Below are 363 nucleotides of genomic sequence, written 5' to 3'. Positions count from 1 at the left end.
GCACCGTGGTCTCCGAGCGGGAGAACATCGCGGACTACGCCGCGGAGGTCGGCCTGATCGCCGTCGCGTTCTGCGTCCTGAGCCTCACCGTCGGATACCTGGTGCCGCGCCGACTGGGCATCACCGACCGCCAGTCCGTCGCCTGCTCGATGGAGATCGGAATCCACAACAGCACCCTCGCCATCACCATCGCGATCAGCCTGCTGGACAGCGTGCGACTGGCGGTGCCGGCCGCGGTGTACGGCGTGGTGATGTTCCCGGTGGCCGCCGCCTTCGGCTGGCTGATCACCCGCACCACCAAGTCCGGCGACCCCGCGGTCGCACGCGTGTGACCCGGTCGCCCGAAAGCCGCCCAGGCTCGGC

The 363-nt window shown here is 70.2% G+C and carries 1 pseudogene; it reads left to right on the top strand.

What is annotated here, in order from left to right:
• Positions 1–332 (top strand): annotated as a pseudogene (locus AC1DYG_RS20850) (hypothetical protein); the annotation flags it as partial.
• Positions 333–363 lie beyond the last annotated feature (31 nt).

Source organism: Pedococcus sp. P1_H8 (assembly GCF_056405175.1).
The sequence above is the reverse complement of the archived record's forward strand: the minus strand, read 5'-3'. Positions and strand labels throughout refer to the sequence as shown.